The sequence below is a fragment of the Adlercreutzia rubneri genome (assembly GCF_009755265.1).
Lineage (GTDB): Bacteria > Actinomycetota > Coriobacteriia > Coriobacteriales > Eggerthellaceae > Adlercreutzia > Adlercreutzia rubneri.
The window spans coordinates 97,083-122,319 of the sequence record NZ_WPOO01000006.1 but is presented as its reverse complement, the minus strand read 5'-3'; the positions used below and the strand labels follow the sequence as shown (position 1 = coordinate 122,319).

Below are 25,237 nucleotides of genomic sequence, written 5' to 3'. Positions count from 1 at the left end.
GCAGCGCACCGCGCGGCGACCTCGCATCTCCCGGAGCCCCTTTGGCCCCACAAAAGGTTTCGTGACACTATACAGGAAGGCCCCGCGCCAACACCCAACCCGTCAAATACCCGAAAGAAAACCACGGGCCTGAAGATTTTCTTCACTGCGACCTTAAAAGTCTACCTCCGCCCACAACTCCAGAAGCAATCCCTCGACACGCCGGAACACCCTCGTGTTGTTCGAAACGAGCGTCGCGCCATGGGCAAGGGCCGTCGCGGCAATCAGCAGATCGTTCGGCCCGATTATGCAACCGCGCCGCTTCAAGTCGGCCCGGACTCGCGCGTAGCAGGCGGCGCACCGGGAATCGAAGGGAATGATGTGCAGCGGCGACAAGAGGCTCTCTACAAAATAGCGGCCCTCTTCGGGATTGTTACTGTTCTCGGCCCCGTACAGCAGCTCGGCCTCGACGATAGCCGGCACGCCGAACAGATCCGGCGAGCTTTTCCGCATGATCTCCTGGGCCCGCGGCAGATGGCCCCGCATGATCTCGATGCACACATCGGAGTCGAAGAAATACATGACGGCCCCTTACGCGAACAGAACGATCTCGTCGAGGTCTCCCTCTTCCTCGGGGACAACGAACGTCGGATCCTTCAGACAGCCGTAGACGTTATCCCAGTAGCCTGACGGCCAGCCGCGCCCTTCCCCACTCTCGCGAATGAGCCCCGTCACGTACCTCGACATCGACTGATGCGCCCGCGACGACTTCTCGCGCAGCATTTCCATGGTCGGCTCATCCAGATACAAAGACAACTGCGGCATAGCGCACCTCCTGTATACTTGCAATTCAAGTATACTTGCAGCTATACTTGCTGTCAAACCCGAAGAAACAGGAAAAGCTGTCGACGCATCGCCGCATCGACAGCTCCCTCTTTGACGCCAGAAAGCAGAGCGAAAAAGTTCCTACAAAATCGCGCGACCTAGCTCGCCGACGACTTCTTCCAGGCGCACCTTGGCCTCGGTGTGGGTGGCCATGTCGCGCAGGGTCACCTCGCCCGCATCCAACTCGTCGGGGCCGAGGACGGCCACGCGGGCCGCACCCAGCTTGTCGGCCAGCTTGAACTGGCTCTTCAGCGAGCGCTTCTGGTGATCCATCTCGGTCGTGAAGCCGGCGTCGCGACATTCCTGTACGAGCGCGAAGGCCCGGGCGCGCACGGAATCGTCGACGCAGGCCACGAACAGGTCGCACTTCTGGGCCCGCGGGAATTCCACGCCGGCCGCTTCCAGGGCCAGCACGCAGCGCTCGAAACCGAGCGCGAAGCCGAGGCCCGGTGTGGGACGGCCCCCCACCTCCTCGGCCAGCTTGTCGTAGCGCCCGCCGCCGCCGATGGCGTTCTGGGCTCCCATGCCGTTGTCCACCTGCACCTCGAACACCGTGCGGGTGTAGTAGTCCAGCCCGCGCACGAGCTTGTAGTCCTCCTCGTAAACAACCCCGGCGCCATCGAGCAGAGCCTTCACTGCATCGTAGTGCTCGCGGCACTCGTCGCACAAGTGGTCGGTGATCTTCGGCGCGTCAGCCATAATGGCCGCGCACTGGGGATTCTTGCAGTCGAACGCCCTCAGCGGATTCACCTCGGCGCGCGTCATGCAGGTGTCGCACAGCTCGTCGGCGTGCTCGTCCATGTAGGCGCGCACGAGCTCGCGGTAGGCCGGACGGCACTGCTCGCAGCCCATGGAGTTCAACAGAAGGCGCATGGAATCGCGCGGGATGCCCACCTTCTCGTAAAAGCACATGAGCATGATGATGGCTTCGGCATCGATCGTAGGCTCCTCGGCGCCCAGGCACTCCACACCCACCTGATTGAACTGGCGCTGACGCCCCTTCTGCGGGCGCTCGGCGCGGAACATCGGGCCTGCGTACATGAGCTTCGCCGGGGCCGCGCCCTGCGGCACCAAATCGTGCTGCACTACGGCGCGCACCACACCGGCCGTGCCCTCGGGGCGCAAGGACAGGCGGCTCTTCGCCTTCGGGGCCTTCCCCTCTTCCACCCAGCGACGCAGATTCTCACCGGAAATGGCCGTGAACATCTCCTTGGACACCACATCGGTGGCCTCGCCGATGCCGCGGACGAAGAGCTCGGTCTGCTCCATGATGGGCGTTTCGATGGGCAGATACCCGTAGGTGCCGAACACCTCGGCCGCCGTCTGCTTGAACTGATTCCAGAACAGCGCCTCGTCGGGCAGAAGATCGCGAGTCCCCTCGGGAGCGTTAATGGCCATGGTGATATCCTTTTTCGTCGACGGGGCTTTGCGGCCCTGGTAAGTGAAACTTCGGGTATTGTAACGCAGAAAGGACGACCCCGCAGGCCGCCCTTTCCCAATGGTTTTGCAAGTTTAATCCCAGCGGCGATGGCGGCGAGCCGACAGGCCGACGAAACGGGCGAGGCGCTACAGGTGCTCGACCACCAAGTCGCCCATCTTCGCGGTGCCCACAACCTTGTCGGCCGGGGTCTCGGCGTCCTTGATGTCGCCGGTGCGCCAGCCGGCATCCAGCACCTCGGTGACGGCACGGCGGATGTCGTCGGCGGCCTCGCCCATGCCGAAGCTGTAGCGCAGCATCATCTCCACGGAAAGGATCTGTGCCAGCGGGTTGGCGATACCGCGCCCGGCGATGTCCGGCGCGCTGCCGTGGCTCGGCTCGTACAGGGCCGCGCCGTCGCCCAAAGAAGCGCTGGCGAGCATGCCCAGCGAGCCCGTGATCTGGGCGGCCTCGTCAGAGAGAATGTCACCGAACATGTTCTCGGTCACCACCACGTCGAAATCGGCGGGGCGGTTGATGAGCTGCATGGCCGTATTGTCCACCAGCAAATCTTCCAACTCCACATCGGCGTAGTCGGCGTCGTGCACGCGGTGCACGATCTCGCGCCACAGGCGGCTCGTCTCCAATACGTTGGCCTTGTCCACGCTCGTCACCTTCCCGCGACGCTTGCGGGCGATTTCGAAGGCCTGGCGGGCGATGCGCTCGATCTCGTACTCGGAGTACTCCAGCGTGTCGTAGGCGCGCTGGCCCGGCGCTCCGTTCACGCCGGCGGCCGGCTCGTCGTAGAAGCGCTCGCGGCGACCGAAGTACAAACCGCCGGTAAGCTCGCGGACGATCATCATGTCCACGCCGTCGACGATCTCCGGACGCAGCGTGGAGGCGTCGGCCAGAGCGTTGAAGATCTGCACGGGACGCAGGTTGGTGTACAGGCCCAGCTCCTTACGGATGCCCAAGAGCCCCTGCTCCGGACGCGGGGCGGCAGGATCGGTGGTGTCCCACTTAGGGCCGCCCACGGCAGCCAGCAGCACCGCGTCGGAAGCACGGGCCGCATCCAGCGTCGCCTCGGGCAGCGGATTGTCCGTCGCATCGATGGCCGCGCCGCCGATGAGCGCGTCGGTGTACTCGAAGGCGGTGTCGTACTTCGCACCCACGGCGTTCAGCACCTTCACGCCCTCGGCAATGATCTCCGGCCCGATGCCGTCGCCGGCCAATAAACAGATCTTGTAGGTAGTCGTCATGCTACGCGTCCTTTCCGAGCTTCTTCTGCCAGCGGGGCACGAGGCCTCCCGCGTTGATGATCTCCATGAGGAACGGCGGGAAGGGCTGGGCCGTGAAGGTCTCGCCCGTGGTCTCGTCGGTGATGGTGCCCGCATCGGCATCCACGGACACGATGTCGCCGTTGCTGATGGCGTCCACGGCCTCGGGGCATTCCATAATGGCCAGCCCCGTGTTGATGGCGTTGCGGTAGAAGATGCGCGCAAAGCTCTTGGCGATGACCACGTCCACCCCGGCCGCCTTGATGGCGATGGGGGCGTGCTCGCGCGATGAGCCGCAACCGAAGTTCTCATCGGCCACGATGATGTCGCCGGGCTGCACGTTGTTCACGAATTCCGTGTCCAGATCCTCCAGGCAATGCTTCGCCAGCTCCGCCGGATCGGAAGTGTTCAAATAGCGGGCGGGAATGATGACGTCAGTGTCGATGTCGCGCCCGTACCGGTGCACGGTTCCCTTGAATTTCATGGGGCTTCCTCCTACTCCGCCGCGTCCGCGACGGCTTCCAAATCTTCCGGAAGGCCGATGTGGCCGAGCACGGCCGAAGCGGCGGCCACGGCCGGCGAGGAGAGGTACACCTCGCTGGTGGGGTCGCCCATACGGCCGACGAAGTTGCGGTTGGTGGTGGCGATGGCGCGCTCTCCGGCAGCGAGGATGCCCATGTAGCCGCCCAGGCACGGCCCGCAGGTGGGGGTGGACACGGCGCAGTGGGCGTCGATGAAGATGTCCATGAGCCCCTCGGCGATGCACTGCTGGTACACCTTCTGGGTGGCGGGGATGACGATGCAGCGCACGTCCGGATGCACCGTGCGGCCCGCGAGAACGGCGGCGGCCTGGCGCATGTCGGCGAGACGCCCGTTGGTGCAGCTGCCGATGACGGCCTGGTCGATCTTCACGTCGCGAGCCTCGGCCACCGGGCGCGTGTTGCTCGGCAGGTGCGGGAAGGCCACCGTCGGCACGATGTCGGCGGCGTCGATTTCGACGACCTGCGCGAACTGCGCGTCGTCGTCGGAATAGTAGGCGGTATAGGGCCGCTCGGCGCGCTCGTCCAGGTAGGCGCGGGTGATGTCGTCCACGGGGATGAGACCCGCCTTGCCGCCGGCCTCGATGGCCATGTTCGAAATGGAGAGGCGCTCGTCCATCGGCATAGCCTCGATGGCACTGCCCGTGAACTCCATGGCCTTGTACAGGGCGCCGTCCACGCCGATCATGCCGATGATGTGCAGGATGACGTCCTTGCCAGTGACGCCGGGGGCCAGCTCGCCGTTGATGACGAACTTGATGGTCTCGGGCACCTTGAACCAGGCCTTGCCCGTGGCCATGCCCACGCCGGCATCGGTGGAACCCACCCCCGTGGAGAACGCGCCCAGCGCGCCGTAGGTGCAGGTGTGGCTGTCGGCGCCGATGATGAGGTCGCCCGCGCCCACGACGCCCTGCTCCGGCAGAAGCGCGTGCTCCACGCCCATGCAGCCCACCTCGTAGTAGTGGGTGATGCCCTGCTCGCGCACGAAATCGCGCACGATCTTGGCCTGCTCGGCGGACTTGATGTCCTTGTTGGGGGTGTAGTGGTCGGGCACGAGGGCGATCTTAGTCGGATCGAACACCTTGTCGGTGATCTCGCGAACGGTCTTGATGGCGATGGGGGCCGTGATGTCGTTGGCGAGCACCAGATCCAGATCGCATTCGATCAACTGGCCCGGTTCCACCTCATCCAGCCCCGCATGGGCGGCGAGAATCTTCTCCGCCATGGTCATAGGACGAGTCAAGGGATGCTCCTTTGCGCGCGGTAAACATTACTCTCAAACTCGGCTATTGTAGCACCGCGCGCTTTTCCGCTTTGTTTCCTCGCACGCGAACACGGTAATTTCCACACAAAAGCGCTCGTCGCCTTTTCCGGGTCTTTCAAACCCCTCTTTTCGGGATTTCGCCCGCGAATGCCACTTCGACCCCGAAATGGCCGATCCCGATCCCCCCCTTCTGCCATTTCTGCCCTCAACTGGCATTTTTCTGCCACTTGAGGCCCGGAATGGCGCACCTCCATCCCGCAGGTCGACCATTTCGGGGTCGAACTGGCATTTAGTCCGGATAATCCGAAAATGCCGCATCTCCAATAGCGATAGTTCCGACAAGCGCAATCGATAGGCTCCCGCAGGAAGTCACCTGTCGTCTACTCCTGCAAGGCGGAGCAGAGGGCGTCGAGCAGCGTGATGGCGTAGTGCTGGGCGGAGCGCTCCGGGCCGGCCTCTAGCCACATGGTGCCGGGGAGCAGCACCGACACGCGGGGCCAGCTCGCGTCGCGGGCCACATCGACGGCCGAGGCCAAACGCAGCCCTAGCGTATCCTCTTCCGCATAGGACACCAGCGGCACCCCGGCCTCGGCGTCCGTCGCGCTCAGCAGCACGTGCACGAGCATCATAGACGCGTCCGGCGGTACCGAGAGCGCGTCGGCGCTGATGATCTTGGAGGCGGGATTGGTGGCCTGAGCCACGTTCGACATGCGCGAGGCCACGGCCCGAGAGAACTCATCGGTGCCGAACAGGCACACGGCGTTGCGCTCGAGCACATCGGCCGCACGGGCGAAGCCCAAATGGCGCACCGGACTGTGGGTGGCCTCCTTGCCGACCCAGGAGTGGGCCAGGTTGCGCAGCGCCGCATAGGTGTAGGCGCCTGCGATGCCATCGGAGGGCAAACCCAAGTTCAGCTGGAAGCGACGGAGCGCCTCTTCGGTGTGAGCACCGAAGATGGCATCGCGGGTGCCGTAGAAGAACCCGAGCGCGCCCAGCGCCTGTTGCAGCTCAAGCACGTCGTGCCCATGGAAGTAGGGCATGCGCAGATACAGCGTGCGGTCGCCCAGATTGTAGGTGGCGTCTACCAGCGCCGCCCACACCTTCTCGGTCACCTCTTCGCTCGGCGGGAGCGCCGAGGCAGCGAGGAACTCGGCCAAAGCGGCGGCGGTAGCGTCATCGAAAATGCCGGTGATGGCGTCCTCGGGAAGATGCCCGATGCGGGCCAGGCGCGTCTGCACGTCCTCGACGGCGGCGCCGGTGTCGTTTCTCTTGATAGGTTCCATGTTACTTCAACCTGTTCACGAACCAGTCGGCCATGGATACGAGCAAGTCGCGGTACTGCGAAGGGGGCAACGCCCCGGCCAACCGCGCCTTGGCATTCAGCGTCAGATCCTCGGCGAAGGTGCGGGCGTAATCGATGGACCCCGTCTCCTCCATGATGGCCACGGCCTCGGCGAGCACCTCCGGGTCGCGCTCCTTCGACGACAGGATCTCGACGAGACGCTCGCGCGCCTCGGGCGCCGCGTTCTGCAGGGCGTGCACCACAACCAGCGTGCGCTTGCCCTCGGTGATGTCGCTGCGGAAGTCCTTCTTCTTGGCCTCGTCGGTGCCCACAAGGTTCAGCAGATCGTCCTGAATTTGGAAGGCGAGGCCCGTGTCCAGACCGTAGCTGCGCAGGGCTTCCACGATCTCGTCGTCGGCGCCGCCCACAATGGCGCCCACGGCCAGGGGCACAGCACCCGAGTAGTGGGCCGTCTTGTGGATAGCCATGGTGAGGTAGTCCTCGGGCGTGATGTCGTAGCGGCCGTCGCGGGCCCAACCCAGATCGAGCGCCTGGCCCTCCACCGTGCGACAGGTCATGGCGATGAGCTCCTTGATGACGCGCACCTTCACGGCGTCCTCCAGAAGCGGATCGTTCACCACCGGACCGTTCACCATGGAAAGGGCCAAGTCCCCCATGTTGATGGCCAGCCCCAGCCCCTCGGTGAGGTGCAGGCAGGGCTCGCCGCGGCGCAGCTCGGCCTCGTCGGCGATGTCGTCGTGAATGAGAGCCGCGGAATGGAAATGCTCGATAGCCGCGGCGGCGGTGGCAGCGCGATCGGGATCGCCGCCCACGGCCAGGCAGGCCGCGAAGCAGATGAGCGGGCGGTGGCGCTTGCCCGCGTTCTCACTGTAATGGTAGAGCGGATCGTACAGGTAGCGATCCATATCCCCATGAGTCCCATGGGGAATGTAACTGTTGATCAGCTCCCCGACCGGATCGGCATAAGCTTTCAAATAGTCTTCGAACGTGACGGGCGTCTCTTCGACGCTGGCGAGGATTTCTGAGATGTTCTTCATAGCGCTTTCTTGCCAGAGGGCGGTCGTTTCAGCATCGAACCATAATACCACGGGCTCACGGCCCCGCACCGCGCGATCAGCCCACCGACAAGAATGTAAGATTTGACGGCGAGGGCAAACAGCCGGCCGCCAATCAACTTCTTCCCGCAGGGGCATTCGAGCAGCACTTCCTACAAAAGACGGGTGTAATCCCGCGAGCGATGGATAATGCGACAGACGACTATCTGCCCATCCGCCACCTTGTACAGCACAAGATAGTTCTTCACAGGAGCGCGCCGGTAACCAAGCTCCGCTAGCTCAGGAACGCGAGAAAGGCCATACAACTCGGGATTCTCCGCCACGAGGCTCACCTGCTTGTCGAATTCCTCCATGAAATTCCGCGCGGCCTGCTTGCTCTGCAACACGCCGACGAGATATCCGACGATATCGCGGTACTCCTGCTGAGCCTCGGCCAATATGGCCTTCCTATAGGCCATATTCTTCCCTCACCGCAGCAGCAAAGTCATCGTAGTCGTCATAACTCCCCGCCGCCAACTCGCGCTCGGCCCTCATGACATGAGACAGCAGGCGTGCCCGCACCACCTCGTCTTGCATAGCGCGATACTGCTCTTCGCTGAGACAGTGGAATACCTCGCAGCCGTTCTTCGTCACGGTCACATCGCGCTCGCGCTCGACGAGTTCGGCGAACTCGGCCGTGTTCTTCATGCTTCTTACGGGAACGCACACTGACATAAAGACTCCCTTCATAGCGTGGCCTAATTATACCACATCCACGAAAGGCTTCATGGCGCCCGTCATCGCCCCCGTTGCCAGACCACTCTCACCATATCCCATTGCCCACCAACTTTCTTCGGAATCGCTTTGCTGGCTCTTTCAATAAAGGAGCCTAACAGAGCCGAACCGCAGAAATGACGCGGGAAAGTCCCGTTTCGCTCCCCGCGCCGACCGCAGTCGCGTCGCAATCATGAACCACACGAGCCCCGGCTGAAAACGCCAGGGCCCGTTCTTGGGAGACTATTCGGTTCGCAGCAGCTAGGCGGCGCAATCTCCGGTCTCGAAATCGTCAACAGGCGCAGTGTCCGAGACGCTTATCGCTGCGCCGGCGCGACGGTCAACGAGGGCGCGGCGCACCCGCAGCACGGCGTAGGCGCCGAAGACCACCGTGTACACCGCCACGCTCGCCACCGCCGCCTCGCCACCGCGGCTCGCGGCCGGCGCAAGCATCAGCATCAGGTGCACGTACACCAGACCGAAGAACACGTAGGCCCACCGCTGCAAGCGCTTCCAGCTATCCGTGCGCATATGCTTCTTCACGAAGCCGAACGACGTCACACCGAGCACCAGCAGGAGCACGAGCAACGCCAGCGCCACCACCAAAGCGCTCAGCACGTTCGCTCCCAGCGCGCCTCCAAGCCGCGGCGCATAGGAGGCCAGATACACCGCCATATGACCGCAGGCCAAAATACACGCGAGAATGGAAAGCTCTGCACGCACCGGCTTCAGCCACTGGTGAACCCGCGAGCCTTTCGCAAACACACCGATGTACATAACCACCACGAACAGCGCCAGCGACAGCATGCACTTGCCCATAAGCAGCGTGAGCGGACTCGCCACCGCGCGCGGCAGCAGCCCCTCAATACCCGCGATATACGCCACATCCGCCACCACGGCCAGGGCGTAGAACGCCACGGGCCACTTATGCAACGGCTGCCGCAGCGCGAGCACAGCAACAATAGTCGCCACGAGAACCACAAGAAACGTCACGGACTACCCCTTACCTTTGTTGCAGGCCCTCGCGCTCATTGAGCGCGGCCAGCAGAAGATGCCCGTAAGCAGCGAGTGCGTCATAGAAGCGCTTGGCTACGACATCGATCTTACCTGCCTCAGCGAGACGATCGACCTCTTCGGCGGTGCGCTTGAAGAAATCCGGCATCCACTGGGAGACGTGCGCGCAAACGAAATCCGCAGACCGATCCCGCCAGAACGCCGCGCTTTCCTCGTCGCCCTCACGCAGCGCCTTCGCCTCGCTGCCGATCAGAAACGAAAGAAACGCCCATTCGTTCCAGACGCTATCGCAAGGCTCAGTCTCGGCATCCTTCGGGAGGACGCCACTCTCGCGCATAGTCCGCTCGACGCGCAGGGTCAGCGCCGAGCGAAACAGCGCCGGCTCCCCAGGTACGCCCGCACGCACATGGATAAACGCGCTCTCGTAGGGAAAGACAGCCACCCCGCTTCCCTGGCGAACGTAGAGGAGCGACCACGCTCGTCGAAGGGCGCTGCACAAGGCGTCTACCTCCTCGTTCCCAACGCACCCGAACCCTTCACAGAGTATCTCGACAGCGTCTCCTTGCCCGTCGCCGTGCTCTGAGACGATATCTCGCGCGCAGCCTATTGCATCGTCACGTACCAGCCCACTTGTCACGGCCAAAGCCAAATCGCTATCGGGAAAACGCGTCAAGGCACCCATCAGCTCGCAGCCATCGGCCAAACCGATCGTCTCTCTCATATTTCCCGCACCCACGAAGCCTCCTTGCAAAGAGGCGGGCACCGCACCCATCGACACCCGCCTTACGTACCGCCTTAACGCCGGCGTCTACTTCAAGTAGTAGACGTTTGGACTTGTCCCCGCCGACTCCATCATAAGATGGAAGTCGCGACCTTCGATAGCCTTCGATACCGCAGAATCGGGATCATCGAGATCGCCCCAATAGCGGGCACGCCCTGGGCACAACTGCATACAAGCCGGCTCCTCCCCCCGATCGATGAGATTCTTACAGAACGTGCACTTCTCCACCGTGCCGGGCGTATGGGGCGGCGCATCGAACTCGCCGACCTCAACCTCAAGATAATACTCAGGGTTGTCGCTAATCAAACTGCGAACACCCTCGTAGGGACAAGCCTTGATGCACGACTCACACCCAATGCACAGATCAGTATCGACGAACACGATACCGTCTTCTCGCTGCTGGGTCGCGCCGGTGGGGCACGCGCTCAGGCAAGCAGGCTCCGCGCAATGCTGGCACTGCATAGGCAGGAAGTTCAGCGTGCAATTGGGGAAGGTGCCGCCAGCGTTGTCGTTGGCAAGAGCGCCGCGCGACACGGCGGTGCCAATGCTGTCAAAATCGTCATCGCCTTTGGTGTACACAACGTTGTACGTCAGCTCCTTCGGCAGATTGTTCGCCATTTTGCACGCCGCAGCGCACGCCTGGCATCCAATGCAACGACGAAGGTCGATCGCCATTCCGTATCGAGTCATCTATCTCAGCCTCCCTAGAGCTTCTCAATGGCCACAGCGCAGTCGAAATAGGACTGGTTTCTGCAAGCCTGGTTGTAGTCGTTGAAGGTCGTGCGGGCAAGATCACCGTCAATGTGCTCACGGGTCAGGAAGCTGCGCGGGCAATGAACCGCTTTGCGCTGCTGACCGGGATTAAGAACAGCCAGCATGGTGACCGAACCGCGATCATTGTAGAGGCGAATGGTGTCCCCCTCTTCGATGCCGAGCTCGGCGGCGTCTTCCGGATTGATGCGGCAAACTGGCGCGGCCTCGAACTCCTTCAGATAGTCCACGTCGTACCACTGAGTATGAGCGCGGGTGCGCATATGCTCACAGCAAATGGTGAAGGGGAACTTCTCGCGAATGGGATTGGAGAGATCGGCCTCGCGAGCCGGCTCCCAGAACACGGACAACTTCTCTTTCTCCAAATCCAATTCCTGGCCCATATTGTAATCGGGCTGCGGCGCCTCGCGGTAAAACATGGCGCGTCCCGTGGCGGTTCCAAAAACGCCGCCCTCGAAGGCGATAGTGGGATCGTTGTCACAGCGCAGGTAATTCTTCTCGCGAATCTTGTCGATGGTGATCCCCTTTTCCTGCCCATAGGGGGTGGAGAGGACAACGTTCAGATACTCGTCGGCGGTGAACTGGAAGAAGTCACCGTACCCCATAGCCTCGGCGATGAGCTTGTATATCTCAAAATCGGGCTTGCTTTCGTACAGCGGCTCGACGACCTTCTCGTTCCACAGCAGATAGGGGTTGCAGTAGTAGCGCACGCGCAAATCCTCGGTCTCGAACCAATGGCAAGCGGGCAGCAGGATATCGGCATACAGCGCGGTATCGTTCATAGTCATATCCTGGATGACGATGAACTCGATCGCGTTCATGAGCTCCAAAGTCTTGTTCTGATCCGTTTGATTCGAAACAACGTTAGTGCAAGAGGCATAGAAAGACTTGATGGGGAAGTCCTCGCCAAGCTTTTTGCCCGTGGGCACGATGTTATTGCAGAAGTCGGTCCAGTTGAGAATGGCGCCGACGCCTTGGGGAACTTCGCCCGTGGCGCTCGGCATCGTAATGCAGGCCTGCACGTTGCCCTCTCCAAAGTTCGGCTCGCCGGTGAACAGACCCGAACCCGACCGACCCATCTGGCCGGACACGAGCAAGAGGGAATTGACGCATTTCGAGCTGTACATGCCGTTGTTGTAGTGGTTCAGGCCGAACTTCATGTCCGTCTGAACATCGCCTTCTTGCGTGTAAAGGTGCGCGAGATGCTGAATGTCCTCAACGCTCACACCAGTCACTTCAGAAGTGTGCTCCAGCGTCCACGGCTCAACAGCTTCCCGAATCATCTCCATTTCTGTGCGCACCGCGATGCCCTCGATCGGAGCCACGCCGCCAAGCGCGGGCTTAGTGGCCTGGGCCAGAGGCACGGCGCTGGAGCTCGCCTCATCCCACACTACATACGGGTCGACGGGAATCTCTTGGCCCTGAGCATTAGTAGTGGTCTCAGTTGGCTCCACGCCCAAATCGCTCATGCGCAAGAACATACCGTCTTCCTTGATCAGCAGGGGCGCCTCGGTGTGGTCGCGCAGGAAATCAGTCGCCTCCCAACCTTGCTCGAAGATCTCGCGAATAGCACCGAGCGCCAAAGCGCCATCAGTAGCCGGATGAACAGGGATGAACCAGTCGGACTTCGAGGCCATGGTGCGATAAGCGATGTCGATAACAACAAGTTCAGTGCCGGCGTCACGGGCTTCGAGGAAGAAGTGAGCGAGCTGCTTCTGTGACACTGCCGTGTCACCACCCCAAATCACATGGTGTTTGGCGTTGATGGCGTCTGATGAGCGATTGCCGTAGGGGCCAGCTCCGAACATGTAGGCCCAGGCCATCGGCGTAGCGATATCGCGATCCGGCAGGACCCGGCTCGCACCCATGACGTTCAGAAGTCGGGCCATGACAGAACCTTCCGGCGCACCGCCGCCGAGCGTACCAGTGTTGCCGCTGCCCAAGAAGAACGCAATGGACGTGGGGCCGAACTCTTCCCGATAGCTCTTCCATTTCTCAGCGATCTCAGCAATCGCCTCATCCCAGGTGATACGCTCGAACTCCCCGCTTCCGCGTTCGCCCACGCGACGCATGGGGTACTGCAGACGCTCGGAGCTGTACACGCGAGCAGGCTGGACAAGGCCCTTCGGGCAAATACGATCGAACTCGGGGCCGTCATCGAAGTGACCCGCTGTCGTACGAACCACGCGACCATCGCGCACATGAACATTCAGATAGCAGCCCTGGCCGCACTGGGCACGGCATGCGCCCGCATAGATCTGGGTCTCCGGAACCTCCACCGGCTCCTCGCCCGTTTCCGCCAGCGTCTCCTTGGCGGGAGCACAACCGACAAGCGCGCCGGTTGCCGTCAGTGCGGCCGCCCCCTTGATGAAGTTTCTGCGCGAGAAACTCATGCCCGTTTTCGATTCGGTCATGTTCTGACTCCTCTCTCTCCCTCGCGGGCTCGGACGACGCGACGCAGGGGAGGGGTCGTAGCGTCACGTCGTTCGAGCAGGAAAAGTCTCCTCGTTGGACTTTTCGATGTTCCCATTCTGCCCAAGCCCCCGATTAATAGCGATACGCCGCGTCTAAGCTTTGCGTTAAGCTGACCTTAACCGGAGATTAAGACGCCAATCGGCAATGGTTTCGATCAGGGCGTTTTAGGATTTGGCGACGTTTCATTTTAGGATTTGGCGACGTTTTACTTTAGGATTTGGCACTCGGTGCGACCCGAAAAACTCGCGCCGAAATCGCCGCTATCCCAACGTGTCGGCCATTTTGTAGCCGACGCGCTGGACGGTCAGCAGGTACTTGGGCTCGCTGGGGTTCTCCTCTATCTTCTCGCGGATCTTGCGCACGAACACGGTGATGGAGTTCGAATGCGCGTCCACCTCTCCTTCGCCCCAGATGTACTCCTGAATCTGGCTGCGGGTGAACACCTTGCCCGGATGCGTCGCCAGGAAAGCCACGATCTCGAACTCCTTGGTGGTCAAGTTCGCAGGCCGGCCGCCCACAAGTACCTGGTACTCGTCGAAGCGCACCTCCAAGTCGCCGATGGTCACCGATCCGTCGCGGGCCGTGCAGCGGGCGAACTCGATGGTGTCCTTGTGGCGGCGGATGTGGGCCTCGATGCGCAGGATGAGTTCGGTGGCGTCGAAGGGCTTGGTCACGTAGTCGTCGCCCCCGGCCCGAAACCCGATGGACTTGTCCACGATATCGTTTTTCGCCGACAGGAAGATGATGGGGATGCGCCGGCCCTCGGCGCGGATGCGCGTGCACAAGTCGAACCCGTTCATGCCCGGCAGCATGACGTCCAAAAGCAGCAGATCCGGCTTCTCGGTGGCGAGCATCTCCAGTCCCGACTCGGCGTCGGTGGCCCCGCAGTACTCGTAGCCGCTCTTCGTGAGCAGCTTCTCGATGGCCATATGCAGGCTCTTCTCGTCGTCGATGAGCATCACCTTGTACACAGCCGCCTCCTCGTCTCTCGTGCTACGCAGCCCCAGGGCGCCGCCGCGCCGGCCACTTACCGACCGGCACCCTCGCCCGGCCCGCTTATTCGTCCTCGTCCAACTCTACCACGGCCGCGACGGGAATGCGCACGGTGAACGCGCTTCCCTCCCCCAGCACGCTTTCCACCGTCACCGTATACCCCTGGGCCACGGCGTACTCGCGCACGAGGGCGAGCCCCAGTCCGCTGCCGCTGTAGATGCGCGTCGCGGAGCTGTCCACCTGGAAGAACCGCTCGAAGATGCGCTCCTGGTTCTCCGGCGCGATACCGATGCCGTCATCGGACACCGTCACCAGCACATCTCCCGTGGCCTCCTCCCGCATCGCGGTGATGGCCACGGTGCCCCCGGCCGGCGTGAACTTCACCGCATTGCTGCCCAAGTTCTCCAAAATGCGCAGCATCTTCTCGTAATCGCCGGAAACAAGCGGCACGTCCGGCGCCACCGTCGTCGTCAGCGTCACCCGCGCCCCCACGGCCAGAGGGCCGATGGTTCCCTGGGCCGACGCCACGATGTCGCCCAAGTCCATCAGCTCCATGGACACCGCCATGGCCCCCGCGTCCGACCGCGCGATGTCCAGCATGTCGTTGATCATCCCCAGAAGCACCGAGCTGGACTTGCGCACCTCCTCCCAGCTGCGCCGCTCCTCCGCATCAGCCCCGCCCGATTCCAGCGCGATCTGCGCCAGCGTGATGATGGAGGTGAGCGGCGTGCGCAGCTCGTGGTTCACCATGGAGAGCAAGTCGCTCTTCACCTGGGATTCCTTCGCCAGTTTCTCGCTTAAGGCCTCCAGGCTGTCGCGCTGGGCGGCCAGCTCCTCGTTGGCGCGGCGCAGATCCTGGGTGCGGGCCTCCACCTGCTCTTCTAGCCCCTCATAGGTGATGCGCAGCTCGCGGGCCATGGCGTTGAAGCGGTCGATAAGGCTCGCCATCTCCCGCGCCGTGCCCGCATCGTCCATGGATTGCGCGAGCCGGCCCTCGCCCACTTCCCCGAAGGCCCGCTTCATGGCCTCCAGGGGCCGCAGCACGAACACGGTCATGAGCCCGAAGACCACCAGTCCGATGAAGGTGGCCAAAAGCAGGAAGAACCCCACGTCGCGAATGACGTTCTCGCGCAGCGCCTGGTACTGCTGTTCCAGCGGAATGACGATGCTGATGGCGCCCCCGATGGAATCCAGCGTCCAGCCCTCCTTGGGAAACCCGGTGATGTCGATCTCCCCGGCCGGTTCGCCGTGGCATTCCAGGCAGCTCTCGTTCACCCGCAGCGCCTGAACGTAGCGGAACTGCGCGGCGCCGTCATCGGCCGAGGTTTGGGCGCGATTGACCTCAGCCGGATCGTCGCTCACGATGCGGAAGAACTCCTGGGTTTCCTTTTGCTCGTTGAACAGGGTCAGCGCCTCAGCTTCGAAGGCATCGGGCTTGTCCTGGGCCCGGCGCGGCTCGAAGTTCGTGTAGCGGATGGAGTAGTTGTTGCCCGCCGAGAAGATGGCACCGACGCTCTTGCCGACGATGGCGCAGTGCAGCCCTTTGAACTCGTAGACGCCGGTCGTGGTATTGTTGATGGTGTACTGGGAGTTGTCCATGAACTCCCACACGGCGTCCATCTCCCGAGCGAAGGTGCGCGCCTCCTCGGCGAGGGAGGTTTCCATGTTCTCCGTCTGAGTGCGGATGTCGAAAACGGTGAACACCGCCGTGGCCACCACGAACACGAAGGTGAGCACGAGCAGCGACACTACCCGCAAGCTGATATTGCGTATCTTCATGGCCACCCCCTCGCACCGACAAGATTCTCCAAGTTCCCATGGTAACCCGACGCCTGTGCACCGCAGCCTAAGTTTTGCCTAAGGTTTCGGTTAACAGGATATTAAGGGATAGAGGGTGGAAATCCTGACGGGAAGTCGATAAAGTAGAGATGACAGGTTCAGCGCGTCCTTGCAAGCTGCGCGCCGACCCGCATCGAGAAAACTCTTCGGCAAGAAAGGCACCCCATCGTGAGCATTCGCCCCCTCTTCGCATCGCGAAAGACGACCCGGGCCTCGGCCCTGGTTCTCGCGGTGTGTCTGGGGCTGTCCATCATGCTTGGAGCCGCAGCGCCCCAAGGGGACGAAAGCGAGGTGCCGCCTTTCCGCTTCACGGGGCGCTTCGGCCAGGGCGTGTGCGACACCTTGTGGGTATGGACCCACCGCTTGGACGAGGCGAGCCAGGACGTGCTGACTGAGCAGGCCCTTCAAGCGGCGCGCCAGGCCGAGCCCGCGCCCGCAGGCGACGACGACGGAACGCCCGATTCCGCAAGCAGCCTCATCTGCTTCCTCGGCGAGGAAGTGCCCTACCGCCAGGGCGAGCCGGCCGACATTACCGCGCCCGACGGATACGCGAGCACCTGGGTGGGCACCGGGTGCGTCTCCGACAACGCGAACACCTACTTCATCGGGCACAACCCCGGCGTCTTCGAGCGCGTCATGGACCTAGATATCGGCGATAAGATCACCGTGTTCGACGACGACGGCGCCTCGCGCACCTACTACGTCTTCGACACGCTCTTTCTACCCAACGGCTCGAACTACTTCGTCTACGAGGGCCGCATCGCGCCCACCGGCGAGACCATCACTCTGCAGACCTGCACCGGAGACAACCAGCGGGTGCGCTGCGTTATGGCCCGCTAGGGACGAGGGGCGCGAACGTCGCGCGAAGCGCTCTCGTGTCGTGGTATCATGCGTACATTCGCCGTCATCGGACGGCGTTCGACACGCGGGGGCGTGGCGGAATTGGCATACGCAGCGGACTTAAAATCCGCCTCTTCGGATTGTGGGTTCGAGTCCCACCGCCCCTACCAGCCTTACAACAACGGAAATTTTGCAGCTCTTCGTCGCCCCTTCCGTAGGGGCAGACCTTGGTCTGCCCTCATCAAGCGCTATGGTCGTTCTCGAGGAGGGGCGACCGAGGTCGCCCCCTACGAGATTTCCCGAGCGGCTTCGAAGATCATGCCGTGGAGGATGTCCGATTCGCTGGCCGTGTAGGCGTACGCGCCGGCCAAGGCCAGCACCTCTTCCAAAATGACGAATCCGGCCACGATGACGCCGGCGCGCTTCGGGTCGAGGCCCACCGTAGCCTTGCGCTCTTCCAGCGGCTCGGCGGCCAGACGCTCCTCGATGGTCCGCAGCTCATCGGCAGTGACGACGGCCTTGTGCACGCGGGAGGAGTCGTAGGTTTCCATAGCCTCGCGAATGCTCACGACGCTCGTGGCCGTACCGGCCACGGCCACCACGCGATCGATGGCAAAGCCGATGTCGGCCAAGCCTTCGAAATACGGCGCCATGGCCTCGCGAATCCACTGACGGGCCGCGTCCATCTGGCCCGGCGTCGGCGGATCGTCGTGGAAGAACCGCTCCGTCACGCGACGGCAGCCGATATCGAAGGAGCGGGAGGCCACCGGATCGGTGCCGAAGCTCCCAGCCACCACCTCCGTCGAACCGCCACCGATATCGACGACGAGCAGCTTCTCGTCGGGGAAATCGCTGGAGGCGCCCAAGAACGTGAGCTGCGCCTCACGGGAGCCGGGGATCACCGCCAGCGTGACGCCGCGCTCTGCCAAGCGGGCCGCGAACTCCGGCCCGTTTTCGGCATCGCGGGAGGCGGAGGTGGCCATGGCGATGAGCCGTCGCACGGGATGCTCGGGAGCATCGTAGCGTGCGAGCACCTCCAAGTAGCGATCCACGCAGGCGAGCACCCGCTCGATAGCCGCCTCGGACAGGCGCCCCGTAGCGTCCACGCCCACGCCCAGATCGGTGATGGCGTACTCCTTATCCACATCGATGATGCGTCCGTCTTCCACGTCTGCCACAAGAAGACGGCAGGTCACCGTCCCGATATCCAGGGCCCCATAGCGCCCGTCAGCATAGGTCATGGCATGCTCCTCTTAACGGTTCGGATCTACTCCACGCCGAAGATCGGATCGAGGAGGTCGGAGTACCAGGTATCCGGGGCAGTGATGTCCTCGGATACGATATTGCCACGGAACTCGGAGGCCTCGTCCTTTTCGGCCAGTCCGCTCACGGACACGGCATGCTCGCCCTCGTGCACCCAGCCGAGCTGCGTGCGGGCCGCGTCCTCGATGCCGGCCTCGGTGGAAAGGGCATCCACCGACGCCTCGATGGCGGCGTTGCGCTCCGTGACGGCCTCGTACTCGGCAGCGAGGCGGTCGCGCTCGCGGATATCGGTGTAGAGCTGCTGGGCCGGCCCGTAGAGGAAGGCCGCCCCCAGCCCCAGGCACAGCACCGTGGCGCAGGTGACGATGAAAGGTGCCCGGGTGAAGAAGGGGGGCTTGGCCTCGGGCATTTTGACGCGCCTGGATGCGCCCGCCTCCTTCTGCTGCATGCGGGACGAGCGGCGGTGGGACGCGCCCATCTCCCCTTTGTACACAGCGGCGCGCGGGCCGGCCTGGGAAGCGTCTGAGGGCTTGCCCGCCTCGTACTGGCGGTAATAGGCGCGCCCCGCCCGCTCCTTGGCGCGCTGACGGCGCTTCTTGCCGAAACGGGAGGTCAGACGCCCCAAGGGGCCCAAAGGCGCCTCCAGCTCCTCGTCGTCGACGTCCGCGGCTCGTGCGGCTCCGCGCGATTCCAAAGAGCCCGGCCCGCGGTGGGCGTCGCTCATGGAAAGGGGCGCGTAGCGAGAACCAGATGCCGGCGCGGCGAACGACCGGGCCGAAGAGCGCCCGGCGCTTGCGGCTCGACCGGACACGCGCACCTCGAAATCTGGGTCGTCGGCAAAACGTCCGGCATGGGCGCGCACGGCCGTCGCACCCGTCTGCCGCGCACGGCGATCGGACGCAACGCGTCGCGCTGTGTCGAAGGAAACGATATTCGCCTGTCGTGGCACGGGAGCTCGCTCGTCCTTTCGCTGCCGGGGTTCGTTTCTAGTGCGGGTAGTCAGTCGAAAGCGGGTAGGTTTATCGGTCGGGCGCCGAGGCGCCCCTTGCTCACAAGTCGAGGCTGCGGACGAACGCGCCCCATTTCTCGAAGGAGGCATCGCTGATGGCGTGTTCCATCTGGCAGGCCTCGACTTCCGCCACCTCGGGTTCGATTCCCAGGGCCTTGGTCAGAAAGTCGAAGAGCATGCGATGGCGGTCGAGCACCGACTGGCCGTAGGCGTAGCCCGCCTCGGTCAGCGTGATGTCGCCGTAATGCGGTTGCACGACCAGCTCCTGCTCCTTCAGAGCGGAGATGGCCTTGTTCACCGACGCTTTGGAAACGCCCAGCTTGTTGGCCACATCCACCGAGCGCACGGGCGCGTCGGTCGTGCCGCCAAGCATGACGATGGCCTCGAGATAATCCTCGTGGGACATGGACGTTTTCACCACAGCAATCTCCTTATCGAACAAGTCAGATCATCATAGCACGGCGCGCGAAGAAAAAAGAGGCTCGGAGCCGAAACTTCCGAGCCTCTTTCACATTGTCTTCGCCAAACGGTTACGGACGGCGCGGGGCCTTTCCCTCCACGGCCTTGGCGGCGGCTTGGGCCATGGCCTCCGCCGCCTGGCAGCATGGGGGCACCACGTCTCCCGCGCCCGCGGCATCCGCACCACCCGAAGTATCCGGTCGGCCGGCAGAGGCGCAGTGGGAGCAGCCGGCGCAGCCCCCTTCCCCATCGCCGCAGTGGTCGCCGCAGTCGCACAGGCCGCGGCGCGTCATGCGCCGGATGGCGAGCACCGCCAGGGCCAGGATGACCAGAAGGATGACAACGGTGGGGAAATTGAGGCTGAGCTCTTGCATGATAGTTCCTTACGACTTAGGCGTTCTTGCTCGCCGTTTCAAGCTTGCCCGCACCCTTGGGCTTGGCGGCCGGACGGAACAGCAGGTACAACATGCCCGCAGCCACCACGATGGCCAGGGCCGTGAACGGACCGAAGGTGATCTCGCCGGCGATCAGGCCGCCGAACTGGTAGATCATAAGACCGACGCACCAGGCGAAGGCGCACATGTAGCCGATAGCGGCCCAGGTCCACTTCGCCGACATCATCTGGCGGCGGATGGTGCCGATGGCCGCGAAGCACGGCGCGCACAGCAGATTGAAGGCGCAGAAGGCCATGATAGCCGCCGAGCTGCCGCCGAGCATGGCGGCAAACGCGGCCCACAGCGACGGGTCGGTCTCGCCGATCTCCTCGCCGAGGCTCGTGATGACGCCCACGGTAGCCACGACGTTCTCCTTGGCCACCAGGCCCGTGATGGAAGTGACGGTGGACTCCCAGTTGCCGAAGCCGAGCGGCGCAAAGATCCAGGCGAGCAGGTTGCCGAGGCCGGCCATGAGGCTGTACTGGATGTAATCGTCAACCTCGGGGTCGAGCAGGCCAAAGGAGCCCTCGTAGAAGCCGAAGTTCAGCAGGAACCAGATGACCATGGAGGACAGGAAGATGATGGTACCGGCTTTCACCACGTAGCTGCGCACGCGCTCCCACATGGAAAGCAGCACGTTCTTCACCGTGGGCAGGTGGTACTGGGGAAGCTCCATGATGAAGGGGGCCACCTCGCCGGCGAAGGCGCGGAACTTCTTCAGGATGATGCAGGACAGGATGATGGCGAACAGTCCCAGGAAGTAGAAGACGGGGGCGACCCACCAGGTGGCCTCGTAGTCGCCGCCGGCCAGAGCGCCGAAGACGAGCGCGATGATGGGCAGCTTGGCGCCGCAGGGGATCATCGTGGTCGTCATGATGGTCATGCGGCGATCCTTCTCGTTCTCGATGGTCTTGGTGGCCATGACCGCGGGCACGCCGCAGCCGGAGGCGATGAGCATCGGGATGAAGGATTTGCCGGACAGACCGAAGCGGCGGAACACGCGATCCATGATGAAGGCGACGCGGGCCATGTATCCGCAGCCTTCCAAGAAGCCCAGCAGGATGAACAGCACGATCAGCTGCGGGATGAAGCCGATGACGGCGCCCACGCCGGCGATGATGCCGTCGAGCACCAGGGACTGCACCCAGGGAGCGGCGCCGATGGACTCCAGCCAGCCGCCCACCACGACGGGCACGCCCACGTGGTAGAAGCCGTAGTCGGCCGGGTCGGGCTCCTCCAGCTCGCCGGCCTCGAAGGCGGCCACGCCCTCGTCGGTTTCAAGGATGCCCTCGAACTCCTCGACGGCGGCCTCGTACTGCTCGGTGCCGGTGTAGAGCCAGCCGTCGCCGAACAGGCCGTCGTTGGCCCAGTCGGTCACGATGGTGCCCACGGTGGACACCGAAATGTAGTAAACCAGGAACATGATGACGATGAAGATCGGAATGCCGAGAATACGGTTGGTGACGATGCGGTCGATCTTCTGGGTGGTGGTCATCGCCTTGGGCGACTTCTTCACGCAGGCGTCGCAGACGTCGGTGATGTTGTCGTAACGCTCGTTGGTGATGATGGACTCGGCGTCGTCGTCCTCGGCCTCCTCCAGGCGGTCGCGGATGGCGGCGATCTTCGAGAGCGCGGCAGCCGGCAGGTTCAGCTTATCGATGGTGAGCTGCTCGCCTTCGAGGAGCTTGATGGCGTACCAGCGGGCGTGGCGGCCCTTGATGGCCGCGCCAGCCACGTCGATGACCTGGGCCAGGGCCTCTTCCACATCATCGGTGAAGCGCAGGGTGGTCGCCGGGACGGTCCCCTTCTTGCCCGCCTCGATGGCGGTCTTCACCACGTCTTCCATACCGCGGCCTTTGAGCGCGGAGGTCTCCACGACAGGGCAGCCCAGGCGCTTCGCGAGGGCGTCCACGTCGATCTTGTCGCCGTTTTTCTCCACGAGGTCCATCATGTTGAGGGCCACGACCGTGGGGATGCCCAAATCGATGATCTGGGTGGTGAGGTACAAGTTGCGCTCGAGGTTCGTCGCGTCCACCAGGTTGATGACCGCGTCGGGCTTGCCGCTCATGAGGTAGTCGCGGGTGACGATCTCCTCGGGGGTGTAGGGCGAGAGCGAGTACACGCCGGGCAGGTCGGTGATGACCACCTCCTTATCGGCGCGGTAGCGGCCCTCCTTCTTCTCAACGGTCACGCCGGGCCAGTTTCCCACATACTGGTTCGCGCCGGTCAGATCGTTGAACATGGTCGTCTTGCCGCAATTGGGGTTGCCGGCAAGCGCAATGTTGATAGCCATGATCAGCCTTTCCTTCTCCAAAAAAAACCGTTGTTCGCCGGGCCCTTCTCGCGCCTCCCAATGCGCGCCGCGGCGAAGACAGAAGTTAGATAAATCTAACTAGAGGGGAGAAAAAATGCGCCCTCGGGCGCAGGGGGGTGCGGTTCCCCTAGGATACGAGCACGTTTTGCGCCTCGTCCTTGCGAAGCGACAACTCGAACCCGCGGACAGTCACCTCGATGGGGTCTCCCAAAGGCGCCACCTTGCGCACGTAGATATCGGTGCCCTTGGTGATGCCCATATCCATGATGCGGCGCTTGATGGCGCCCTCGCCCACCAGGCGGCGCACCGTCGCCGATTGCCCCACGGGCACATCGCGCAGGGTCTTGTCCTCAGCCATGTTCTTCCTTTCTGTCCTCTCGGCGATTCCGGTTGATTGGGTCGGTACGAGTCGGTACGACAACGTAGGCGCCCCGCGGCGTCCGTCATTGCGATCGCGCGACGACGCGATCGCCCCTTGACGCCCATCTTTGCGGGAGCGCGACGGGCGTGCCTTCTTCTTATGAAACGATGATCTTCGCGGCCACCGATTTATCGAGCGCCACACTCGCGCCCTTGATCTCCACGATGAAGTTTCCTGCCTGCTCGGAAACGACGGACACCTTCGCTCCCTCGACGAACCCGAGGTTCTCGAGATGATGGTGCACATCGCCCTTCCCCCGCACGCGGACAACTTGAGCGGCATCGCCGCGACGCAGGAACGTCAGCGGCATCGGCTGGCACGACGCGCCCACGCTGCTGGCCCGGCAGACGGCGCTCTCCATAACCATCGCATTGCTCATGATGACTCCAATCAATGTTAGATGCATGCAACATTGTATTGTAGCCAAAAGTTAGACTATGTAAACCCTAAAAGTTTACTTTTTCATACTTTGTTCCGTGAGCGCGAAACTCGCACAGTCCGTCTGAAACGCCCCGCCAAAGAGCGGGCGACGTGGTATCCTTTATCCTATCTGACCTCTTTGAAGAAGGATGATTCATGGCGCAACGCATCGATCGGGCCGCCTCGTTCGGCCAGAACCTGTACGTGGACACGCGTGGAGCAGCCGGCGAGCCGGTGCCTTTCACCCAAGCCGTCATCAACGGCCTGGCCCAAGGCGGCGGTCTCTACGTTCCCGAAGAGCTGCCGACGCTGAGCCTTGACGAGATCTGCGCTCTGGCGCGTCTCCCCTACGCCCAGCGGGCGGCCGCCATCTACAAGGCGTTCAACGTCGATCTGCCCGACGAGGCCATCGACGAGCTCATGGGCCGCGCCTATGGCGACAATTTCGATGATGAGGCCATCTGCCCCATTACCTCGCTGGACGAGAGCACCCACATCCTGGAGCTGTGGCACGGGCCGACGAGCGCCTTCAAGGACATGGCCCTGCAGTGCCTGCCCCACTTTTTCTCGGCCAGCGCCGAGAAGCTGCGCGAGGAGGGAACGCTCGATCACGAGTTCATGATCCTCGTGGCCACCTCCGGCGACACTGGCAAGGCCGCCCTGGAGGGTTTCAAGGGCGTAGACGGCGTCTCCATCGGCGTGCTGTTCCCCGATGGCGGCGTGAGCGACATCCAGCGCAAGCAGATGGTCACCACCACCGGCGACAACGTGCAGGTGTGGGCCGTGCGCGGCAATTTCGACGACTGCCAGACCGGCGTCAAGCGAACCTTTGCCGACGAGAAGTTCACCGAGAAGCTGCTGAACGAGTACCGCATCGCCCTTTCCAGCGCCAACTCCATCAACTGGGGGCGGCTGCTGCCTCAGGTGGTCTATTACATCTCCAGCTATGCCGAACTCGTGGCTGCGGGCAAGATCGAAGCCGGATGCCCCATCGACGTGTGCGTTCCCACGGGCAACTTCGGCAACATCCTGGCCGCTTGGTACGCCAAGCAAATCGGTGCGCCCATCGAACGGCTGCTGTGCGCCAGCAACGACAACCGCGTGCTCACCGACTTCATCAACACCGGCACCTACGACATCTCCGACCGCGAGTTCATTCTCACCTCCTCTCCCTCGATGGACATTCTCGTCTCCTCCAACCTCGAGCGCCAGCTCTTCGAACTGACGGGCCGCAATGGCGAGGCTATTCGCCAGTGGATGGCCGATCTGGCCGACGCCCGCTGCTTCCGTGTAGACGCCGAGACGTTCCGCCGCGTGCGGGAGAACTTCAGCGCCGACTCCGTGGACAACGCCACCTGTCTCGCCACCATCCGCGAAGTGCTCGACGCCCACGACTACCTGCTGGATCCCCACACCGCCGTGGCCTACGCCGCCGCTCAGAACCTGCGCGGCGAGAACCCCGTCCTCATCGCCTCCACGGCCCACTGGGCAAAATTCGGCAACAACGTCTACCGGGCGCTTCACGGCATCGAGCCTTCTGGCGAGCTGCCCGCGGCCGTGGCCGCGCTCACCGGTTGCGAGCTGAACAAGCTCATCGCCGAGGAAACGGGCAAGCATCACATCCCCGCCGGACTTGCCAACTTGGATACAATGCAAGTACGATTCACCGAAGTAATCGACAACGACGTCGAGGCCATCGAGGGCGCCGCCGAGGCGTTCCTCGCCCGCTAGG

The 25,237-nt window shown here is 63.1% G+C and carries 25 protein-coding genes and 1 tRNA gene; 3 read left to right on the top strand and 23 right to left on the bottom strand.

Going from position 1 to position 25,237, the window contains the following annotated elements; translation table 11 throughout:
- Nucleotides 1–153 precede the first annotated feature (153 nt).
- From GO707_RS05435 to GO707_RS05360, 16 genes are all read right to left on the bottom strand, one after another.
- Nucleotides 154–561, bottom strand: coding sequence for a type II toxin-antitoxin system VapC family toxin (locus GO707_RS05435; RefSeq protein ID WP_157012433.1), 408 nt, complete (start codon nucleotides 559–561; stop codon nucleotides 154–156).
- A 9-nt stretch (nucleotides 562–570) separates the two neighbouring features.
- Entirely contained in the window at nucleotides 571–804 is a 234-nt protein-coding gene (locus GO707_RS05430; RefSeq protein ID WP_022740633.1) for a hypothetical protein, read from the bottom strand.
- A 141-nt stretch (nucleotides 805–945) separates the two neighbouring features.
- The gene (hisS, locus tag GO707_RS05425) at nucleotides 946–2,262 is read right to left on the bottom strand and encodes a histidine--tRNA ligase (RefSeq protein WP_157012432.1); all 1,317 of its coding nucleotides are present in this window, start codon (nucleotides 2,260–2,262) and stop codon (nucleotides 946–948) included.
- A 168-nt stretch (nucleotides 2,263–2,430) separates the two neighbouring features.
- On the bottom strand, nucleotides 2,431–3,540 hold the full coding sequence (gene leuB / locus GO707_RS05420) for a 3-isopropylmalate dehydrogenase (RefSeq protein ID WP_157012431.1): 1,110 nt from the start codon (nucleotides 3,538–3,540) through the stop codon (nucleotides 2,431–2,433).
- Nucleotide 3,541: 1 nt separating this feature from the next.
- Nucleotides 3,542–4,042 (bottom strand): 3-isopropylmalate dehydratase small subunit, encoded by a 501-nt coding sequence (locus GO707_RS05415; RefSeq protein WP_117284324.1) that lies wholly within the window; start codon nucleotides 4,040–4,042, stop codon nucleotides 3,542–3,544.
- An 11-nt stretch (nucleotides 4,043–4,053) separates the two neighbouring features.
- Entirely contained in the window at nucleotides 4,054–5,340 is a 1,287-nt protein-coding gene (gene leuC, locus GO707_RS05410) for a 3-isopropylmalate dehydratase large subunit (RefSeq protein WP_157012430.1), read from the bottom strand.
- Nucleotides 5,341–5,741: 401 nt separating this feature from the next.
- Nucleotides 5,742–6,644, bottom strand: a complete 903-nt coding sequence (locus GO707_RS05405; RefSeq protein WP_022740638.1) for a peptidoglycan-binding domain-containing protein — start codon at nucleotides 6,642–6,644, stop codon at nucleotides 5,742–5,744.
- 1 nt (nucleotide 6,645) lies between these two features.
- Nucleotides 6,646–7,701 (bottom strand): polyprenyl synthetase family protein, encoded by a 1,056-nt coding sequence (locus GO707_RS05400; protein ID WP_157012429.1) that lies wholly within the window; start codon nucleotides 7,699–7,701, stop codon nucleotides 6,646–6,648.
- Nucleotides 7,702–7,871: 170 nt separating this feature from the next.
- A complete protein-coding gene (locus tag GO707_RS05395) occupies nucleotides 7,872–8,177 on the bottom strand; it encodes a type II toxin-antitoxin system RelE/ParE family toxin (RefSeq protein ID WP_157012428.1) in 306 nt (101 codons plus the stop codon).
- Nucleotides 8,167–8,433, bottom strand: a complete 267-nt coding sequence (locus tag GO707_RS05390) for a type II toxin-antitoxin system Phd/YefM family antitoxin (protein ID WP_157012427.1) — start codon at nucleotides 8,431–8,433, stop codon at nucleotides 8,167–8,169. The genes GO707_RS05395 and GO707_RS05390 overlap by 11 nt, the downstream gene beginning before the upstream one ends.
- Before the next feature lie 300 nt (nucleotides 8,434–8,733).
- Nucleotides 8,734–9,465: a hypothetical protein gene (locus GO707_RS05385; RefSeq protein WP_330039033.1), complete on the bottom strand. Its 732-nt coding sequence runs from the start codon at nucleotides 9,463–9,465 to the stop codon at nucleotides 8,734–8,736.
- Between the two features lie 10 nt (nucleotides 9,466–9,475).
- The gene (locus GO707_RS05380) at nucleotides 9,476–10,222 is read right to left on the bottom strand and encodes a TorD/DmsD family molecular chaperone (RefSeq protein WP_198161019.1); all 747 of its coding nucleotides are present in this window, start codon (nucleotides 10,220–10,222) and stop codon (nucleotides 9,476–9,478) included.
- 72 nt (nucleotides 10,223–10,294) lie between these two features.
- Nucleotides 10,295–10,957 carry a 4Fe-4S dicluster domain-containing protein gene (locus GO707_RS05375; RefSeq protein ID WP_041714674.1) on the bottom strand — a complete coding sequence of 221 codons (663 nt, stop codon included), beginning with the start codon at nucleotides 10,955–10,957 and terminating at the stop codon, nucleotides 10,295–10,297.
- Between the two features lie 14 nt (nucleotides 10,958–10,971).
- On the bottom strand, nucleotides 10,972–13,452 hold the full coding sequence (locus GO707_RS05370; protein ID WP_232325607.1) for a molybdopterin-containing oxidoreductase family protein: 2,481 nt from the start codon (nucleotides 13,450–13,452) through the stop codon (nucleotides 10,972–10,974).
- Nucleotides 13,453–13,773: 321 nt separating this feature from the next.
- Nucleotides 13,774–14,484: a response regulator transcription factor gene (locus tag GO707_RS05365; RefSeq protein ID WP_114539451.1), complete on the bottom strand. Its 711-nt coding sequence runs from the start codon at nucleotides 14,482–14,484 to the stop codon at nucleotides 13,774–13,776.
- Between the two features lie 85 nt (nucleotides 14,485–14,569).
- Nucleotides 14,570–16,285, bottom strand: coding sequence for an ATP-binding protein (locus GO707_RS05360; RefSeq protein ID WP_114539452.1), 1,716 nt, complete (start codon nucleotides 16,283–16,285; stop codon nucleotides 14,570–14,572).
- Between the two features lie 228 nt (nucleotides 16,286–16,513).
- Between GO707_RS05360 and GO707_RS05355 the strand changes: the two genes are divergently transcribed.
- Entirely contained in the window at nucleotides 16,514–17,185 is a 672-nt protein-coding gene (locus GO707_RS05355; protein WP_114539453.1) for a sortase domain-containing protein, read from the top strand.
- 87 nt (nucleotides 17,186–17,272) lie between these two features.
- Nucleotides 17,273–17,355: transfer RNA gene (locus GO707_RS05350), tRNA-Leu, on the top strand.
- A gap of 117 nt (nucleotides 17,356–17,472) precedes the next feature.
- Here the strand turns inward: GO707_RS05350 and GO707_RS05345 are convergent.
- The 7 genes from GO707_RS05345 to GO707_RS05315 form a co-directional block, all read right to left on the bottom strand.
- Entirely contained in the window at nucleotides 17,473–18,426 is a 954-nt protein-coding gene (locus tag GO707_RS05345) for a Ppx/GppA phosphatase family protein (RefSeq protein ID WP_157012425.1), read from the bottom strand.
- A 26-nt stretch (nucleotides 18,427–18,452) separates the two neighbouring features.
- Entirely contained in the window at nucleotides 18,453–19,397 is a 945-nt protein-coding gene (locus GO707_RS12710) for an FtsB family cell division protein (RefSeq protein ID WP_181869681.1), read from the bottom strand.
- 100 nt (nucleotides 19,398–19,497) lie between these two features.
- The gene (locus GO707_RS05335) at nucleotides 19,498–19,878 is read right to left on the bottom strand and encodes a metal-dependent transcriptional regulator (protein WP_114539456.1); all 381 of its coding nucleotides are present in this window, start codon (nucleotides 19,876–19,878) and stop codon (nucleotides 19,498–19,500) included.
- Between the two features lie 109 nt (nucleotides 19,879–19,987).
- Nucleotides 19,988–20,290 (bottom strand): hypothetical protein, encoded by a 303-nt coding sequence (locus GO707_RS05330; protein WP_114539457.1) that lies wholly within the window; start codon nucleotides 20,288–20,290, stop codon nucleotides 19,988–19,990.
- Nucleotides 20,291–20,306: 16 nt separating this feature from the next.
- Complete coding sequence (feoB, locus tag GO707_RS05325) at nucleotides 20,307–22,643, bottom strand: ferrous iron transporter B (RefSeq protein ID WP_114539458.1); 2,337 nt, start codon at nucleotides 22,641–22,643, stop codon at nucleotides 20,307–20,309.
- Between the two features lie 148 nt (nucleotides 22,644–22,791).
- Nucleotides 22,792–23,022 carry a FeoA family protein gene (locus GO707_RS05320; protein ID WP_114539459.1) on the bottom strand — a complete coding sequence of 77 codons (231 nt, stop codon included), beginning with the start codon at nucleotides 23,020–23,022 and terminating at the stop codon, nucleotides 22,792–22,794.
- 160 nt (nucleotides 23,023–23,182) lie between these two features.
- The gene (locus GO707_RS05315; protein ID WP_232325606.1) at nucleotides 23,183–23,464 is read right to left on the bottom strand and encodes a FeoA family protein; all 282 of its coding nucleotides are present in this window, start codon (nucleotides 23,462–23,464) and stop codon (nucleotides 23,183–23,185) included.
- Nucleotides 23,465–23,661: 197 nt separating this feature from the next.
- On the opposite strand from GO707_RS05315, the gene thrC reads away from it, so the two are divergent.
- On the top strand, nucleotides 23,662–25,236 hold the full coding sequence (thrC, locus tag GO707_RS05310; RefSeq protein ID WP_114539460.1) for a threonine synthase: 1,575 nt from the start codon (nucleotides 23,662–23,664) through the stop codon (nucleotides 25,234–25,236).
- Nucleotide 25,237: the final 1 nt, after the last annotated feature.

Excerpts from the sequence above, each read along its gene's own strand:
- GO707_RS05435 (WP_157012433.1), bottom strand. The coding sequence starts at position 561 with ATGTATTTCTTCGACTCCGATGTGTGCATCGAGATCATGCGGGGCCAT.
- GO707_RS05430 (WP_022740633.1), bottom strand. The coding sequence starts at position 804 with ATGCCGCAGTTGTCTTTGTATCTGGATGAGCCGACCATGGAAATGCTG.
- hisS (WP_157012432.1), bottom strand. The coding sequence starts at position 2,262 with ATGGCCATTAACGCTCCCGAGGGGACTCGCGATCTTCTGCCCGACGAG.
- leuB (WP_157012431.1), bottom strand. The coding sequence starts at position 3,540 with ATGACGACTACCTACAAGATCTGTTTATTGGCCGGCGACGGCATCGGG.
- GO707_RS05415 (WP_117284324.1), bottom strand. The coding sequence starts at position 4,042 with ATGAAATTCAAGGGAACCGTGCACCGGTACGGGCGCGACATCGACACT.
- GO707_RS05405 (WP_022740638.1), bottom strand. The coding sequence starts at position 6,644 with ATGGAACCTATCAAGAGAAACGACACCGGCGCCGCCGTCGAGGACGTG.
- GO707_RS05400 (WP_157012429.1), bottom strand. The coding sequence starts at position 7,701 with ATGAAGAACATCTCAGAAATCCTCGCCAGCGTCGAAGAGACGCCCGTC.
- GO707_RS05395 (WP_157012428.1), bottom strand. The coding sequence starts at position 8,177 with ATGGCCTATAGGAAGGCCATATTGGCCGAGGCTCAGCAGGAGTACCGC.
- GO707_RS05390 (WP_157012427.1), bottom strand. The coding sequence starts at position 8,433 with ATGTCAGTGTGCGTTCCCGTAAGAAGCATGAAGAACACGGCCGAGTTC.
- GO707_RS05375 (WP_041714674.1), bottom strand. The coding sequence starts at position 10,957 with ATGACTCGATACGGAATGGCGATCGACCTTCGTCGTTGCATTGGATGC.
- GO707_RS05370 (WP_232325607.1), bottom strand. The coding sequence starts at position 13,452 with ATGACCGAATCGAAAACGGGCATGAGTTTCTCGCGCAGAAACTTCATC.
- GO707_RS05360 (WP_114539452.1), bottom strand. The coding sequence starts at position 16,285 with ATGAAGATACGCAATATCAGCTTGCGGGTAGTGTCGCTGCTCGTGCTC.
- GO707_RS05345 (WP_157012425.1), bottom strand. The coding sequence starts at position 18,426 with ATGACCTATGCTGACGGGCGCTATGGGGCCCTGGATATCGGGACGGTG.
- GO707_RS05330 (WP_114539457.1), bottom strand. The coding sequence starts at position 20,290 with ATGCAAGAGCTCAGCCTCAATTTCCCCACCGTTGTCATCCTTCTGGTC.
- feoB (WP_114539458.1), bottom strand. The coding sequence starts at position 22,643 with ATGGCTATCAACATTGCGCTTGCCGGCAACCCCAATTGCGGCAAGACG.
- GO707_RS05320 (WP_114539459.1), bottom strand. The coding sequence starts at position 23,022 with ATGGCTGAGGACAAGACCCTGCGCGATGTGCCCGTGGGGCAATCGGCG.
- GO707_RS05315 (WP_232325606.1), bottom strand. The coding sequence starts at position 23,464 with ATGAGCAATGCGATGGTTATGGAGAGCGCCGTCTGCCGGGCCAGCAGC.
- thrC (WP_114539460.1), top strand. The coding sequence starts at position 23,662 with ATGGCGCAACGCATCGATCGGGCCGCCTCGTTCGGCCAGAACCTGTAC.